Raw genomic sequence first — 1,054 nt, 5'->3', positions numbered from 1 at the left:
GTCGTCACCGTTAATCTGCGTGCCGGTGCCGCCGTTGGTGATGGTGCTGTCGCCTTCGTTGTTAACAACCGCCTGGTCGCCGTCGATCTGAATACCGATGGACTCCGGATCGGTGACAGTCATGGTGCCTTTGTTATCCACCGTCGCGCTGTCGCCGGTGATATCAATGCCGTGACCGCCGCCGCTGACATCCAGATCGCCGTCCTGAACAACTTTCCCGTTATTGCCGTTGATTTCCGTGCCGGTGCCGCCGTTGGTGATGGTGCTGTCGCCTTCGTTGTTAACAACCGCCTGGTCGCCGTCGATCTGAATACCGATGGACTCCGGATCGGTGACAGTCATGGTGCCTTTGTTATCCACCGTCGCACTGTCGCCGGTAATATCAATGCCGTGACCGCCGCCGCTGACATCCAGATCGCCGTCCTGAACAACTTTCCCGTTATTGCCGTTGATTTCCGTGCCGGTGGAATCCTTGCCATCAACGGTGGTTTTGCCGCTGTTATTTGCCGTGGCGTCGTCACCGTTAATCTGCGTTCCTGTGCCGCCATTGGTGATGGAACTGTCGCCTTCGTTATTGACAACCGCCTGGTCGCCGTCAATCTGGATACCGATGGACTCCGGATCGGTGACAGTCATGGTGCCTTTGTTATCCACCGTCGCGCTGTCGCCGGTGATATCAATGCCGTGACCGCCGCCGCTGACATCCAGATCGCCGTCCTGAATAACGTTTCCGTTATTGCCGTTGATTTCCGTGCCGGTGGAGTCTTTACCGTCAACGGTGGTTTTGCCGCTGTTATTTGCCGTGGCGTCGTCACCGTTAATCTGTGTGCCGGTGCCGCCGTTGGTGATGGAACTGTCGCCTTCGTTATTGACAACCGCCTGGTCGCCGTCAATCTGGATACCGATAGACTCCGGATCGGTGACCGTCATGGTGCCCTTGTTATCCACCGTCGCGCTGTCGCCGGTAATATCAATGCCGTGACCGCCGCCGCTGACATCCAGATCGCCGTCCTGGATAACCTTCCCGTTATTGCCGTTGATTTCCGTGCCGGTG

General features: G+C 57.4%; 1 pseudogene. It reads right to left on the bottom strand.

What is annotated here, in order from left to right:
* Window positions 1–1,054: pseudogene (locus FEK47_RS25385) on the bottom strand (autotransporter domain-containing protein); the annotation flags it as partial.

Source organism: Escherichia sp. E3659 (assembly GCF_005781135.1).
GTDB lineage: Bacteria > Pseudomonadota > Gammaproteobacteria > Enterobacterales > Enterobacteriaceae > Escherichia.
The sequence above is the reverse complement of the archived record's forward strand: the minus strand, read 5'-3'. Positions and strand labels throughout refer to the sequence as shown.